Annotated in this window: 12 protein-coding genes; 3 read left to right on the forward strand and 9 right to left on the reverse strand. The window is 43.5% G+C overall.

Annotation, left to right across the window (positions count from 1 at the left end; translation table 11 throughout):
• Nucleotides 1–132 precede the first annotated feature (132 nt).
• Entirely contained in the window at nt 133–1,614 is a 1,482-nt protein-coding gene (locus tag DWX28_RS16895; RefSeq protein WP_118254125.1) for an IS1182 family transposase, read from the forward strand.
• Between the two features lie 72 nt (nt 1,615–1,686).
• Here DWX28_RS16895 and DWX28_RS16900 read toward each other — a convergent pair whose 3' ends face one another.
• Nucleotides 1,687–3,768 (reverse strand): hypothetical protein, encoded by a 2,082-nt coding sequence (locus tag DWX28_RS16900; protein WP_118254128.1) that lies wholly within the window; start codon nt 3,766–3,768, stop codon nt 1,687–1,689.
• Between the two features lie 27 nt (nt 3,769–3,795).
• Nucleotides 3,796–4,170 carry a response regulator gene (locus tag DWX28_RS16905; protein ID WP_118254131.1) on the reverse strand — a complete coding sequence of 125 codons (375 nt, stop codon included), beginning with the start codon at nt 4,168–4,170 and terminating at the stop codon, nt 3,796–3,798.
• 184 nt (nt 4,171–4,354) lie between these two features.
• Between DWX28_RS16905 and DWX28_RS16910 the strand changes: the two genes are divergently transcribed.
• Both DWX28_RS16910 and DWX28_RS16915 read left to right on the forward strand, forming a co-directional pair.
• Nucleotides 4,355–5,071, forward strand: coding sequence for a LytR/AlgR family response regulator transcription factor (locus tag DWX28_RS16910; RefSeq protein ID WP_118254134.1), 717 nt, complete (start codon nt 4,355–4,357; stop codon nt 5,069–5,071).
• Nucleotide 5,072: 1 nt separating this feature from the next.
• Nucleotides 5,073–6,392, forward strand: a complete 1,320-nt coding sequence (locus DWX28_RS16915) for a sensor histidine kinase (RefSeq protein WP_118254136.1) — start codon at nt 5,073–5,075, stop codon at nt 6,390–6,392.
• 256 nt (nt 6,393–6,648) lie between these two features.
• Here DWX28_RS16915 and DWX28_RS20335 read toward each other — a convergent pair whose 3' ends face one another.
• The 7 genes from DWX28_RS20335 to DWX28_RS16950 form a co-directional block, all read right to left on the reverse strand.
• The gene (locus tag DWX28_RS20335) at nt 6,649–7,155 is read right to left on the reverse strand and encodes a collagen-like protein (RefSeq protein WP_118254139.1); all 507 of its coding nucleotides are present in this window, start codon (nt 7,153–7,155) and stop codon (nt 6,649–6,651) included.
• A gap of 108 nt (nt 7,156–7,263) precedes the next feature.
• Nucleotides 7,264–8,337 carry a tetratricopeptide repeat-containing glycosyltransferase family 2 protein gene (locus DWX28_RS16925; protein WP_118254142.1) on the reverse strand — a complete coding sequence of 358 codons (1,074 nt, stop codon included), beginning with the start codon at nt 8,335–8,337 and terminating at the stop codon, nt 7,264–7,266.
• 108 nt (nt 8,338–8,445) lie between these two features.
• The gene (locus DWX28_RS16930) at nt 8,446–9,660 is read right to left on the reverse strand and encodes a carboxynorspermidine decarboxylase (RefSeq protein ID WP_118254144.1); all 1,215 of its coding nucleotides are present in this window, start codon (nt 9,658–9,660) and stop codon (nt 8,446–8,448) included.
• Complete coding sequence (locus DWX28_RS16935; protein ID WP_005424872.1) at nt 9,660–10,919, reverse strand: saccharopine dehydrogenase family protein; 1,260 nt, start codon at nt 10,917–10,919, stop codon at nt 9,660–9,662. The genes DWX28_RS16930 and DWX28_RS16935 overlap by 1 nt, the downstream gene beginning before the upstream one ends.
• 93 nt (nt 10,920–11,012) lie before the next feature.
• A complete protein-coding gene (gene speB, locus DWX28_RS16940) occupies nt 11,013–11,870 on the reverse strand; it encodes an agmatinase (protein WP_118254147.1) in 858 nt (285 codons plus the stop codon).
• 3 nt (nt 11,871–11,873) lie between these two features.
• Entirely contained in the window at nt 11,874–12,728 is an 855-nt protein-coding gene (gene speE / locus DWX28_RS16945; RefSeq protein ID WP_118254149.1) for a polyamine aminopropyltransferase, read from the reverse strand.
• A gap of 2 nt (nt 12,729–12,730) precedes the next feature.
• On the reverse strand, nt 12,731–14,203 hold the full coding sequence (locus tag DWX28_RS16950) for an aminotransferase class I/II-fold pyridoxal phosphate-dependent enzyme (protein ID WP_118254151.1): 1,473 nt from the start codon (nt 14,201–14,203) through the stop codon (nt 12,731–12,733).
• Between the last annotated feature and the right edge of the window lie 923 nt (nt 14,204–15,126).

The raw sequence follows: 15,126 nt of genomic DNA on the forward strand, positions 1-15,126 counted from the left end.
CTCAACCTGTTTCTGGGCAAACGCCAAATCAGCTTGCCTATGATAACTTAATGACATTGTGCTTTTGCAGGGTTTTGCTATTGTTGGAACCGCTTTTCTGATATAATAAATATCAGAAGGGCGGTGTTTTTTATGATGACGAAAAATGCAGATAAAAAAAGAGAACAAATGATGATGTTTTCCATGGATGACATGGTACCTCAAAACCATATGCTGCGATTGATTGATAAAGCAATCAATTGGAACTTTATTTATGATCTGGTTGAAGAAAAATACTGTCCGGATAACGGCCGTCCCAGTATGGATCCCGTTATGCTGATAAAGATACCATTCATTCAGTATCTCTATGGAATAAAAAGCATGCGGCAGACCATGAAAGAGATCGAGGTAAACGTTGCATACCGCTGGTTTCTTGGACTGGACATGCTAGATCCGATACCTCATTTTTCTATATTTGGAAAGAATTATACCCGCCGTTTCAAAGACACAGACCTTTTTGAGCAGATCTTTTCAAAGATATTGGAAGACTGTATGAAATATAATCTTGTAAATACAGGACAGATCTTCGTGGATGCAACACATGTAAAAGCCTGTGCAAACAGTAAAAAAATGCGGAAAAGAGTTGCACATGAACAGGCGCTCTGGTATGAAGAAGAATTAAATAAAGAGATTGAAAAAGACCGCCTGGCACATGGAAAGAAACCATTAAAGAAAAAAGATGATAATCAGCCACCGGCATCCGGTGGAAATGGAAACAATAAAGATTCCAAAGAAGAGAAAATTCCTGAAGATGTAAAAACGCAGAAATGCAGTACCAGTGATCCGGAAAGTGGATGGTTTCGAAAAGGAGAACATAAACATGTTTTTGCATATGCAGTAGAAACTGCCTGTGATAAATATGGCTGGATCCTTGGATATACAGTACATCCTGGTAATGAGCATGACAGTCGTACTTTTAAAGCATTATACGATAAGATATCTAAACTGAATCCGCAGATGGTAGTTGCAGATGCAGGATATAAAACTCCGGCAATCGCCCATCAGCTGTTGGAAGATGGAATCCAACCACTTTTTCCGTATACCCGTCCCAAGACCAAAGAAGACTTTTTCGGAAAACACGAATTCGCATATGATGAATACTATGATTGTTATATATGTCCGGGAGCACATATATTGCCATACAGTACAACAAACAGAAGTGGATATAAAGAGTATAAAAGCTGCGGTGAACATTGTGCTGAATGCCAATATCTTTCAAAATGCACAGAAAGCAAGGATCATATAAAACTGATCACACGTCATGTATGGGAAGAATATATGGAAGTGGCAGAAGACATTCGGCACACGATAGGAAACAGACAGATCTATCAGTTAAGAAAAGAAACCATAGAGAGGATATTCGGTACAGCGAAAGAACAACATGGATTTCGATATACGCAGTATGTAGGAAAGGCGCGGATGGAAATGAAAGCCGGGCTTACCTTCGCATGCATGAATCTGAAAAAACTGGCAAAAATTCTGGAAAAACGAGGCTGGAATACAGCCAGATTTTTGTTGATTTTGAAAAAAATAAAAAGAAAAGAAGTTTTAAAAGAAAAATGGTGCTGGGCATAACACCCAACACCAAGTTTGTCTACAGTCTGTAACAACCACCGTTTCAACCGGTGGTTGTTTATCAGCTCACCTTCAGATTCCCAGAACAGCAGATATCTTAATCTCTTTTTCCGTTTCACTGAGATCAAAATCTCCACTATCTTCCACAGTCATATGTACCTCATACAGTACGTCTTCGGATAATGTATCCGGTGTTTCACCATCTTCTGTCTGAATATGCCAATTCTCTGCCGGAACTTCTTTCAAGGTACCATCTGTACCATATGCATACAGCTTCAGAGAACCTGTTTCCCCGGAGATTCCTTTCATACGTATTGCAACGGTTGTATTCGGATGTACGTTCTCAATTGTGATCGTATTCAGCCATCCTTCCACATCTCCCTGTCCACCGTCTGCCGCAAATTTCTCCTGACTTAACACATTGCGCATTGCCTGATCCAGATCAACCTTACGATAAGGCATTTCCGGCAGATAAACAAACCTGTCCTGAAGCCTCAGAAGTTCCAGATAACCGGTCGGACAGTAAAGTGAATTTCCGCTGTTTCCAGCATACATTCCAATAGCCATATTGTTGTATCCCGGTTTGTCAGAAATATCCATGGTAAATGCAGTCTCGCCTGTCTCAAAATCAAGCATAATATACTGCCACATACCAGTTTCCATATCCTGAACATATCCGTAAATATATCCTGTTGCAGTGGACAGCTTCATCATGGAAGTGTCAGACAGATCACTTCTGCACCAGATACTCTTCATCTCATATCCGTCCTCCGTCTTAACTGTATCCACACGTTCTATACCCGGTGCGATCATTTTATTGCCCTGTCTCAGCCAGCCCACATCATAAATATTCTCATAGCTTTGTATTGAGGAATCATTATCTGCTTCTCCAAGCTTCGCACTTCCTGCACCAAACCAGTTACATACGATCGTGCTTACTGTTCCCTCTCCATCATCATATACAATTGCAGAATTTTCCACAGACACCTGTGTACCTTCCGGAAGCTCATCTATAACAGGCATACTCGCAACCTGTTCTCCTGTTTTCATATCCACCGCAATAAGATTTACCGGATCCTGATTATCTGTAAACATAACCAGATCTTTGGTTAGAGACGGGGAACATCCACCTCCCCATGCAAGACCGCCACCTGTCGTCTCATCGCCTTCTTTGCTTTCCTTGGCACCCACACTTTTATAGGAAGTTTCCCAGACTTTTTTTACACCATTATCCGCCTGGAGCAGATAACACTTCAGATTTGTCAGAATGACCGCACCCTCCTTAGATGCCGCAATACCATTCTCTGCACCCTCTCCCGGTTCCAGTTCATATACAAACACTGCATCTGACAGATCCACATCTTCTCCATTCAAGATCTTATCGATAGCTGCACGTGAAACATAGCCAAAGGTTCCCTGCTGTTTTCTGTCAGGATAAATGCGGAAGCCTCCTGTTGCAAACCAGAGATTTCCCTCATAATCAAAAACTACAGATAACAGATTCTGATCCAGTGTTTTTCCAAGTGCAGCCTCTGCTGCCGCTTTAATATCAATATCCAGCACTTTCTCAAATTCCGGAAGTACATTTCCCTCCTCATCTGTAGCCTTAAGCATAAGTACCCGATTATCGTTCGTCGGACACACAATGCGATTGCTCTCATCTACAAAAGAATATGAACTCTGTATCAGATAGCTTCCATTGTCATGCTGTTTTGGTGAAAAATAGCCCAAGGTCTGTGCCTCATCTGCATTAATATCACGGATCGCCAGGCCACCCAGAAGCGGAACCACAGAATGTCCATAGGAATCAAAAAAGACTGCCGGGGAAGCATTGGGATTAACTTTTTCATAAGAAACATTGATCTCAGAATAAATATCAACAGGCAATACCTCATCTGTTGAATCTGTATTATAGCAGTCATGATGAATATTGGAATCACTTGCTGCCATATAAGGATTCACATCCATAACCTTCGGTGTAAGTGTCTTTATAGGCAGTTCTGATGTCTGACCTGCATTTTCCTCTGTCTGTGTTTCTTCTACCTGTGTTTCTTCTACCTGTGTTTCCTCTGCACGTACCATATTTATTGACGGTTCAGATGTTGTAGCTGCTATAAAAGCGATCATTGCAAGAATTAAAGCTCTTTTCTTCATAATTGTTTTTCCTCCTGAGTGTTTTTGTCATATTACATTTCTGTGTTCAAACCAGATGGAGAGTCCTTCTTTTATTTTCTGCTCTTCCACAGGTTTCATAAAAAAATATTCTATCCGCATCCTGAACGCATGAAGCGAAAAATCAAGATCACTGCACCAGATAATCCCACATTTCGGATACAGGGAACGGAGATGTTCTGCCGCATTCAGCCCGGACACACCTGGCAATGCAAGAAACACCACTGCCGGTACTGTTTTTCGTGTCCGCCCCAAAAACCGTTCCTGATCCTGATAGATTTCAATCAATGGAAAAACATTCTTTTCTGTACAGTAATTTCTGATGTATTCCGCACAGTTCTGTCCTTCCTGTTCCTGATCAGTCAATATGGCAATACAATACACGACATCCCTCCTCTTCCATTTGATGTACTCCCATTTGTTATCCTCATTATAAAAAAGTCAGAAATTTTTTCAATAATTCTGTCACGAAACGACAGAAAATGACACGAATTGTAAATCTATGGTATTGTTTTGTGATATACTTATAGCAGAATTTTATAAACATATAAATAAAGGAAGATTTACTATGAGAATTGCAATTGTTGATGATATTTCAGAAGAACGGACACTGCTTCGCAACAGACTGGAATCTCAATTTTCCAGGCGCAATGTCCACATAGATATATTTGAATATGAAAATGGAGAAACTTTCCTCACTGCGGCAAAGGAATGTCCTTTCACTGTAGTGTTTCTGGATATTTATATGAATGGTTCTAACGGAATTGATACAGCAAAAGAACTTCGCAGATCAGATACTGACTGTCTGCTGATCTTTACAACAACTTCCACTGACCATGCATTAGAAGGATTTCAGGTCCGGGCTCTCCACTATCTTGTAAAACCCTACAGTGAAAATGATATTTCCGTACTGGCAGATGAAATCCTTTCCCGCATCCCGGATTCCGGGAAATACATAGATGTAAAGGTAAACGGCAGTAATATTCAGATTCCCTTCCGGAAAATAATCTACGCAGAGCATTTTTCCCACATGATCCACATCCACACTGCCGGTGAAAGGGAATTGGTCACCCGACAGTCCTTTGACTCCTTCATAACCTCCCTGAAAATGGACTCACGTTTCTATCAATGTAACCGGGGCGTTGTGATCAATCTGGAGCATGCCGTTGATTTTGACGGATCAGGCTTTCGCCTTGATAACGGAAGCAATGTCCCGGTCAGCAGGAAGCTTATTAAAAACGCCAGACAGACATTTATGGAATTTCTGTTCCAGAGGAGGTCCTGAAATGACTGACATACTTTGCCCTGTACTTGAACTTTCCGTAATCATTCCCGGTATACTGCTGGCATATCTGCCTGTAAAAAGCTATCTGAGGCAGACACCGCTTAAGCTGACAGCATGGCTTCTTCCCCTTCTTCTGGGAATCTGTATTTTGGGAGGGGCAGTTTGCTGTGCCCTGCAAATTCCCACCAGATGGTTCCTGTTTCCTCTGCTGCCTGTCATTATGCTCATTTACCATAAAACATTAAAAATCTCTGTCTGGAAATCCGTCAGTATTTTTCTGGCAGTCTTCGCAGTTTTTACATGTATCAAAAGTCTGTCCCGGGCACTCAATGCCCTTATGACTGCTGACCTGCATATTGCAGAAAACGAACTGTGGTTGCACACTGGTGCCGGAATTTTTTATAACGTCATCTGTCTGCTGTTTGTTCTGGCAGCCTGGTATCCTGCCTGCCACTATGTACAGACAATGATCGCAGACGAGAACTTTGCCCAGACCTGGTATGTATTCTGGATTCTTCCGGTGATCTTCATAGGAATGAATCTTTTTATGATTCCTAAATACCGCAGTACTTTATATACCGGGCGGGTCCTGCAGTGTTATATTGTTTTAAGTCTTGTACTGCTCATAATCCTGCTTCTGTTTTATGTCATGTTTCTTATGATGGCAGTCAGCCTGAACAGAAATGCCAGACTTCAGCAGGAGAACCTTTTTCTTTCTCTTCAGCAGGAAAGGTACGAGAATCTCTGCATGGCCATCGAAGAAGCAAGACAGGCCCGTCACGATGTCCGCCATCATTTTGTCCGACTGTCCGCTCTGGCAGAACAGGGTGACATGGAAAAAATTAAAGAATATCTCTCCGCTGCAACCGGAAAAATCTCTGACTTTAACCTGCATTTCTGTGAAAATCAGGCTGTTGACAGTATTTTCGGATATTATTCCGCCCTTGCAGAAAGAGAAAACATTCCTTTTCATGCAGTGGTTTCCATGCCTGCTGAGCTTTCCTTAGATGAGATTAATCTGTGCCTTGTGTTTTCCAATCTGCTGGAAAATGCCATCCAGGCAAGTGTAAAAACAGCGCCCGCCCGCAGAAAGATTAACGTGGAAGTTTATCCCCACCATAATCATCTCCTTCTGATCCATGTGGAGAATACCTTCGATGGCAAAATACAGCAAAAAAACAATATTTTCCAATCCTCCAAACGCTCCGGAAACGGCATAGGAATCGAATCCGTCCGCCACATTACCGACAAAAATGGCGGTACCTGTGACTTTACCTATGAAGATGGTATTTTCTCCGCTAAAATAATGCTCCGGATATAATCAGTTACTGATTATATCCGGAGCATCCACGTATCAATAAAAAACACAATGACATTATTACCTCCTGCAAGTCTGATTTCTGCTTTTATTTCATTTTATTGCAATAAGCCCCGTCGGGGGATATTGATATATTCCTTTTTATACCAGACATATTCCGTTTTTATATATCTTTTTATAAAGAAAAAAACACAGTACAACAGAGATGCCCTGTCATACCATGTTTTTTAGTTATTGTGGACAGTTACTTTACTCTGTCCTATTCTGCCAGCAATCCTGCTGCCCGCATATTCGCAAGCAGAAGATTAAACTGATTTACCACATCTTCCGCACTTGTCGCATTTGCGACCGCTGCTGCAGGAGTTATGGTACCTGCGGGGCCTGTGGGGCCGGTTGGACCGGTTGCTCCTACTGGTCCATCTGCACCAACCGGACCGGTTGCACCTGGACTCCCCTGTGGCCCGGCTGGGCCTGTTGCTCCCGTCACACCAATTGGTCCCTGGATTCCCTGCGGCCCTGTTGCTCCCTGGGCTCCGGCCGGACCCTGAATTCCCTGTGGTCCCTGCAATCCGGTGGCTCCAGTTGCTCCTGTCGGCCCAGTTGCACCCGTTGGTCCCTGGACTCCCTGTAATCCCTGAGGACCCTGCGGTCCTGTTGCTCCGGGGCATCCTCTTGGTCCCATGGGACCGGTCGGACCCGGACATCCACAGTTGCAGCAGCCCTGACTCTGACAGTCAGCTTCTCTGTTTTTTCTGAAAAACTCCATATATTGATCCCTGCTAAAATATTTCTCTCTTTAGGATATGCACAGTCAGTCTTTCCTGTTCCCTTTACTTCAGACAACAATAGTCAGATGTACATCGGTAATCTGTATTTACTGTTTGACTGAGGTAAAATACTGCTGATTTTTCAGAAATTCTCTCCCGTAAGGTTTATACGTGCCCGCCTGACAATGATACTGAAACGCTTTTTCAATATCGCCAAGATAATACCAGCAGACACTCAGCTGAATGCATGGAATATAGCCATAGCACTCTTTTTCCACAAAACCTCCTGGCTTTGCATTCTCAGATACCTGCAGTGCATTTCTGTACCAGAACACCGCCTGTTCCCATTTCTTTCTGTCAAAGAAATGTTTGCCTATATCACAGCATAGTTCTCCCGACGGTGTCCGGTATGTCAGTCCCCTGTACAGAAACTCCAGTGCCATTCCATTTTGTTTCAGTTCATAACAGCATCGTGCTGCCACTCTGCATGCCTCCACCTGGTTTTCCACAAAGCCCTCCGGTAATTGCAGAAATTTCAGGAGGTTATCCACCGCCTCCACATACTCCCTGTGATAAAACAACTCTCGTCCATAATAAAATCTGTCTCTTGCCGATAATACTTCTCCATCTGATTCCATCTTTTGATATATCTCGAGATTTCTTCTTGAGTATTCCGTTTTTATGCTGTGATGTTCTATCTCACAGTCCAGGTATTCCGTCCTGCCTCTGACGGCTAACGTCTCATGCACCCGTCCCTGCCACTGAAAGTCCTTATCTCTTTTTACTATTCTTTCACGATAATAGACTAATGTCGGATTTCTTTTTTCATCAAAGCCTGCCACATATCGGATCATTACCACATCCGATGATCCGTCTGTTTCTTCTTTCCATCGCTTCAGTTTCAGCACTTCACTTTTCGTAATAATATCATCTGCATCAAGCCACATACAGTAGTCCATCTCTGCCTGAGAAAAAGAATAGTTCCTCGCTCTTGAAAAATCATCCTGCCATTCCTGTTCAAATACTCTGGCATGGTATTTTTCTGCAATCTTTTTTGTCCGGTCTTCAGACCCCGTATCAACTATGATAATCTCATCTGCAATCTCCTGCACAGATTCCAGACATCTGCCAAGCACTCTCTCCTCATTTTTTACGATCATGCAAAGACTGATTGTAACCATCTGCGTCCTCTCTGCCTATAAAACGGAAGATTTTCTACTCTGCTCTTATAATATTTTATGAGATTTGTAATGAACTATATACATGCATTCCACCAAAAAAGGAAGTCGCTATTTGCGACTTCCAAGCCTTCCCTTAAAATCCCCGTATCCAAAATCCGTGAGCTGCTGCATCGTATTATCAGCACGTCTGAGCCAGATATCCGGTAACGGCATCCCGTTAAATGTATTATTTTTACAGGTAGTATAGATGGCCATATCTCCAAACATAAGAAGATCCCCATATTCCGGAAGCTGTCTGAATTTATAGTCTCCGATCACATCTCCTGACAGGCAGGTTGGGCCTCCCAGTCGAACTATGATTCTGTCCTCTTCTGTATCATCTGCTCCAAGAAGCGGCGGAAGATACGGCATTTCCAGTACATCCGGCATATGGCAGGCCGCACTGGCATCTACGATCGCAATTTCTGTCTCTCCGTTTTTCAGAACATCCAGCACACGGGTCAGAAGGAATCCTGCATTTAATGCCCATGCTTCTCCGGGTTCAAGATAAACATCTACCTTCCATTCATCTTTTGCCATCCGGATACATCGTTCCAGTCGTTCAATATCATAGCCTGGTCTTGTAATATGATGACCGCCACCAAAATTGATCCACTTTACTCTGGAAACCAGATCTCCAAAATGCTTCTTTACAGAAATAAGAGTGGTCTCCAGATCGTCGGAATCCTGCTCACAGAGGGTATGGAAATGAAGACCATCCAGTAAATCCAAAAGCTCCGGATTTTTCTGGAACGCTTCATTCCACTGTGCTCTTGTCGTTCCCATACGGCTTCCCGGCGCACAGGGATCATAAATCTCATGTCCTTCCTGAGTGGAACATTCCGGATTAATCCGAAGTCCCACACTCTTTCTCGCTTCTTTTGCTCTTTGTCCGAAACGAAGAAGCTGTGACGGAGAATTAAACACGATATGATCCGCGTACTGAAGAAGATCCTCAAATTCATCTGCCCGATAACCGGCACAAAATACATGAACCTCTTTTCCCGGCATCTCCTCTGCCCCGAGTCGTGCCTCAAATAGTCCACTGGCCTCTGTACCCGCAAGATACGGCTCAAAAAACTGATAACAGTCATAATTGCTGAACGCTTTCTGCGCCAGGAGCATCTTACATCCTGTCCGCTCTGCCACTTCACCGAGCAGTTTTGCATTTTTTATAAGTGCTTTTTCGTCCAGGATATAGCAGGGTGTTTTTATATTCCTGAATTCCGGCGGAATCATTCCGCCGGTGGCTGTAAATGGTGCTCTTTTATCCAATCCTTCCATCAGTCTACCAGCTTCGGATCGTGGCTTTCACTGCGCGGCAGGCCATAACGGTCGAGTGCATCCAGGAACGGATCCGGATCAAATTCTTCAACTGTATACACACCTGGTCTGATCCACTTTCCGGTCAGCATCATAAGCGCTCCGCACATTGCCGGAACACCGGTTGTATAGCTGATCGCCTGACTTCCAACTTCGTGATAGCATTCCTGATGATCGCATACATTATAGATATAGTATGTCTTTTCTTTTCCGTCTTTTACACCTGTAAAGATACAGCCGATATTTGTTTTTCCTTTTGTACGTGGTCCAAGGCTTGCCGGATCCGGAAGCAGTGCTTTCAGGAACTGAATTGGAACAATCTCCTGTCCATTGTACTGGATCGGTGTTGTGGAAAGCATTCCTACATCTTCAAGACAACGCATATGATCCAGATAGCTCTGTCCGAAAGTCATAAAGAAACGAATACGTTTTACACCCGGAATTGTTTTTGCAAGAGACTCAATTTCCTCATGGTGAAGCAGGTACATATCCTTATCTCCCACCTGATCAAAGTTATATTCTCTCTTGATATCCATCGGCGGGATTTCCACCCAGTGTCCGTTTTCCCAGTAGCTTCCCGGTGCACTTACTTCACGAAGATTGATTTCCGGGTTAAAGTTTGTCGCAAATGCATATCCATGATCGCCGCCATTGCAGTCCAGGATATCAATCGTATCAATCTGATCAAATTCATGCTTTAATGCATAGGCACAGTAAGCCTGTGTAACACCCGGGTCAAATCCACATCCGAGAAGTGCTGTAAGTCCTGCATCTTCGAATTTTTTACGGTATGCCCACTGCCAGGAATAGTCAAAATATGCGGAAAATCCTTCTTCTTTGCAGCGTTTTTCATAGATTGCACGCCACTCCGGATCATCGGTATCTTCCGGCTCATAGTTTGCTGTATCCATGTAATTTACACCACATGCCAGACATGCATCCATGATTGTCAGATCCTGATATGGAAGTGCGATGTTCATTACCAGATCCGGTTTATAGCTGTTGATCAGCTCGATCAACTGGTCTACGTCATCTGCGTCCACCTTAGCTGTAGTAAGAACTGTTTTTGTCTTTCCTTTCAGTTTTTCCACGAGTGCATCACATTTTTCCTTTGTGCGGCTTGCAATACACATTTCTGTAAATACCTCGTCAACCTGGCAACATTTCTGAATTGCTACACTGGCTACTCCTCCGCAGCCGATTACAAGTACTCTGCTCATAATTTTTCTCCTTTTATGATAACTGGCTGTTTCTTCAACAGTCTTATTTTATAATATTATTTTTATGGTGTCGGGGATGACCCTGGTATCATTTTATTTTGCAATTGCCAGAAGCAGTTCTCGAAGAACCTTGCAGGCCGTTGCAGTTGAAACACCACTCGCATCCAGCATAGGAGCCAGTTCATTAACATCTGCTCCTACCACATTCGCCTGAGAAACCATGCGGATGGCTTCAAGAAGTTCCATAAAGCTCACGCCGCCTGCCTCCGGAGTTCCTGTTCCTGGAAATACTGACGGATCCAGACAATCCAGATCAATTGTAAAATATACCGGAACCTGTTTCTCTTTCAGTTCCCTGACCGTTTCCTTCAATCCCTCAAACGTAAACGGATGAAAATCTGTATGCTTTCTGGCAAACTGAAATTCTTCTCTCTCACCGCTTCGGATGCAGAACTGATGAATGTGATCATCTCCCAGAATTTCATGGCATCTTCGAAGCACACAGGCATGACTTAATTTTGCTCCCAGATAATCATCTCTTAAGTCTGCATGTGCGTCAAAATGAATGATATGAAGGTTCGGATATTTAGCTGCTGCGGCACGCACAGCTGCCAGTGTTACCAGATGTTCGCCTCCCAGAAGCAGGGGAAATTTTCCTGCGTTTAATATCTCTTCTGCTCTCTTTTCAATATCTGAAAGTGCCATTTCACTGCTTCCAAAACAAAGTTCCAGATCTCCGCTGTCAAATACTCTGATGTCCATAAGATCTCTGTCCTGATATGGACTGTAGGTCTCCAGACCAAAGCTCTCATGTCGCATGGCTGCCGGACCAAAACGGGCCCCCGGACGAAAACTTGTTGTAGAATCAAAGGGTGCACCGTAAAGAACAATAGATGCCTCCTCAAAACTACTTTCGCATCCAATGAAAGTTTCTATATTAGGTAAGATCATAAATTATTCCTCCACTTCTTTCAGCATATCTTCCAGAAATGCCGGAAGATAAAATGCTCCTTTATGGAGTCTTGTCGTATAGTAACGCGTGCGAAGATTTAATGCATTCCAGGCCTCTGCATCCAGATCATCCACCGGATGATATTTTTTACTGGCAAATCCAAACAGCCAGTAACCCGCAGCAAAAGTCGGTATGTGCGCCTGATAAACACGGCTGATCTGAAAAGTGCTGGCAATTCTCTTATGACTGCGCTGCATGGCATGTGCATCTTCCGCATAGAACGGGCTTCCCTGCTGGTTTACCATAATCCCGTCATCCTTCAGTGCGTTGTAACAGTTTCCATAGAATTCACGGGTAAACAAACCTTCAGAAGGGCCAAACGGATCAGAAGAATCCACAATGATGAGGTCATATTTTGCTTCACACCGACGGATAAATCTCAGCGCATTTTCATAATGAAGATGTACTCTTCTGTCATCCAGTCTGCAGGCATTTCCCGGAAGATAGGCACGACAGGCTTCCACAACCATCGGATCCATTTCTACCAGATCAATATGCCGTACTCTGTCATATCTGGTCAGTTCACGGACAACGCCGCCATCTCCGGCACCAATCACAAGAATATCCCTTGCTTCCTTATGTATTGCCATCGGCACGTGCGTGATCATCTCATCATAGATAAATTCATCACGCTCTGTCAGCATTACATTTCCATCCAGAGTCAGCACACGTCCAAATTCTGGTGTCTCAAAGACATCAATTCTCTGATAGTCGCTCTGCTTCGAATAGAGCTGACGATTTACCCGGATACTGTGCTTGACATCCGGTGTATGAAATTCCGAAAACCACATTTCCATTGTCATTCCCTCCCTGCCAGTACATTTAATCTCAAAATATCCGGATCTTCGGGGCCTGTCATATTGCAACCCTTTGCTTTTGCATATTCAATATAATCCAGAATCTCTGCTGTGATCCGTTCTCCGGGTGCAAGAATCGGAATTCCCGGCGGATAACACATCACAAATTCACTGCAGACCTTTCCCTCCGTTTCTCGAAGCGGCAGACTGCATTTATCTGCATAAAAAGCTTCCTGTGGACTTGTCACTACCTGTGGATCAATATACTCCTGACTGAGAAGTCCTGATCCATCTGTCTGAAAACGTCTGCGGATTTCCGCAAGCGCACTTACCAGTCGTTCTATTTCCTGTGCACGGTCTCCGATGGAAAGATACGCAAGAATGTTTCCAATGTCACCAAATTCTATCTGAATATCATATTCATCCCGCAGAATATCATAAACTTCGATTCCTGCAAGTCCAATATCCAGTGTATGTACACTTAATTTCGTAATATCAAAGTCAAAAACAGAATTTCCATTTACCAGTTCTTTTCCAAATGCATAATAACCACCGATCGCATTGATTTCCTCTCTGGCATATTCTGCCATATCTGCTACCTGGTGAAAAATCTGACGGCCACGCTGTGCAAGATTTCTTCTTGAAATGTCAAGACTTGACATCAGAAGATAACTTCCAGAGGTCGTCTGTGTCAGATTAATGATCTGGCGCACGTATCCTGCGTGGACGTTCGGACCTGTAAGAAGAAGACTCGACTGTGTAAGACTTCCACCACTCTTATGCATAGATACCGATGCCATATCTGCACCTGCTGCCATAGCCGAAACCGGAAGACCTCCGCCAAAGTAAAAATGCGTTCCATGAGCCTCATCCGCCAGACACAGCATTCCTGCATCATGTGCCATCTTGACAATCGCACGCAGATCACTGCATATTCCATAATACGTCGGATTATTTACCAGAACCGCAACTGCCTTCGGATGTTCCTTTATTGCTTTTTCTACCTGCTCCCTGCGCATTCCAAGTGAAATTCCAAGTCTCTGATCCACCTCTGGGTTTACATAAACAGGAATCGCGCCACACAAGACAAGTGCATTCAAAACACTCCTGTGAACGTTACGGGGCAGTATGATCTCATCTCCGCGTTTGCAGGCAGTCAGGACCATGGTCTGAACGGAACTGGTCGTGCCTCCCACCATCAGAAAAGCATGTGCTGCTCCAAATGCATCTGCTGCCAGTTCTTCTGCTTCCCGGATTACAGATACAGGATGACAGAGATTATCCAGCGGTTTCATGCTGTTGACATCCACCCCTACACATTTTTGTCCCAGAAATTCTGTCAGTTCCGGATTGCCTCTTCCCCGCTTATGACCGGGAACATCAAAGGGTACAACTCGCATTCGTCGGAAAGTCTCCAGAGCTTCATGTATCGGTGCATGATTCTGGTTCAATTTAAAACGACTTCCTTTCATCATTCCTCCATTTCCAGTTTCCTTTGTCTCAACCCTCAAACCACATTCCACAAACTGAGCAAAATAAAAAAACGCAGATTAGGGCACTAAGCCACAAACCTGCGTCTGATCTGTATTCGCATGCGTGTCAGAGTCTATATAGCAATCATACTTTTACTACTCTTATTGATCGTTTCACAAGTCTGCGCTTTGGGCGCATCTCGGTTATCAAAGGAACCTACTTATAAAATTTGAGCTTCTAACTCAATCAATAAGGCAACCAAAGTTACCATAATCGGCAGTGGACCCGGCTGTCCGTATGGCCTTAACCCTGATGGGTGATCCAAAACAATTGCTTTGAAAAGACTCTGTCTGTTACTCTGCATCTTCGTCTCTCAAAATCGACTTTATCATAACATGTAAAAAAAACACTGTCAATAATTTCTTATTTTAACACTTCGCTGTGTTTTACATATATGTTACTGTTCACTCCGTTCACAGTAACTTGGTCAAAATGCATTCCAAATCACCTTCGGTGATGGCATTTTGCCCTGTATGTCTCGGGATTTTGCCATATTCATGGCAAAACGCCTCGCGGGATACTACCTGTGAATAGTAACAATTCTATTCGAACCGGGTCATAAATCATCTTATGAGTATCCTGATCAGCATTTTTATCTCAGGATACCATGGAAAAACCACGGATTTTGCTAAAAACAGCTCCTGCCACAGAACTACGATCGCTCATTTCCTTAATTCCGGGAAATGAAATGATTCATTACTTTCAGATACATTAAAACAGTCTGTCATTGAGATTATTTATTCAGAAGCTGCACGTACCGGAAATCCTGTTTTCTGCATTGTGGATGACACGATAGCTTCAAAGACTAAGCCTTTGTCACGGGCATTACATCCAATTGAAGATGCGTACTTTCACCAGTCTCATT

Source organism: Blautia sp. AF19-10LB, assembly GCF_003461245.1.
GTDB lineage: Bacteria > Bacillota > Clostridia > Lachnospirales > Lachnospiraceae > Blautia_A > Blautia_A intestinihominis.

Bases quoted from the DNA above. Each gene is read 5' to 3' on its own strand.
- DWX28_RS16895 (WP_118254125.1), top strand. From the start codon at position 133: ATGATGACGAAAAATGCAGATAAAAAAAGAGAACAAATGATGATGTTT.
- DWX28_RS16900 (WP_118254128.1), bottom strand. From the start codon at position 3,768: ATGAAGAAAAGAGCTTTAATTCTTGCAATGATCGCTTTTATAGCAGCT.
- DWX28_RS16910 (WP_118254134.1), top strand. From the start codon at position 4,355: ATGAGAATTGCAATTGTTGATGATATTTCAGAAGAACGGACACTGCTT.
- DWX28_RS16915 (WP_118254136.1), top strand. From the start codon at position 5,073: ATGACTGACATACTTTGCCCTGTACTTGAACTTTCCGTAATCATTCCC.
- DWX28_RS20335 (WP_118254139.1), bottom strand. From the start codon at position 7,155: ATGGAGTTTTTCAGAAAAAACAGAGAAGCTGACTGTCAGAGTCAGGGC.
- DWX28_RS16925 (WP_118254142.1), bottom strand. From the start codon at position 8,337: ATGGTTACAATCAGTCTTTGCATGATCGTAAAAAATGAGGAGAGAGTG.
- DWX28_RS16930 (WP_118254144.1), bottom strand. From the start codon at position 9,660: ATGGAAGGATTGGATAAAAGAGCACCATTTACAGCCACCGGCGGAATG.
- DWX28_RS16935 (WP_005424872.1), bottom strand. From the start codon at position 10,919: ATGAGCAGAGTACTTGTAATCGGCTGCGGAGGAGTAGCCAGTGTAGCA.
- speB (WP_118254147.1), bottom strand. From the start codon at position 11,870: ATGATCTTACCTAATATAGAAACTTTCATTGGATGCGAAAGTAGTTTT.
- speE (WP_118254149.1), bottom strand. From the start codon at position 12,728: ATGGAAATGTGGTTTTCGGAATTTCATACACCGGATGTCAAGCACAGT.
- DWX28_RS16950 (WP_118254151.1), bottom strand. From the start codon at position 14,203: ATGATGAAAGGAAGTCGTTTTAAATTGAACCAGAATCATGCACCGATA.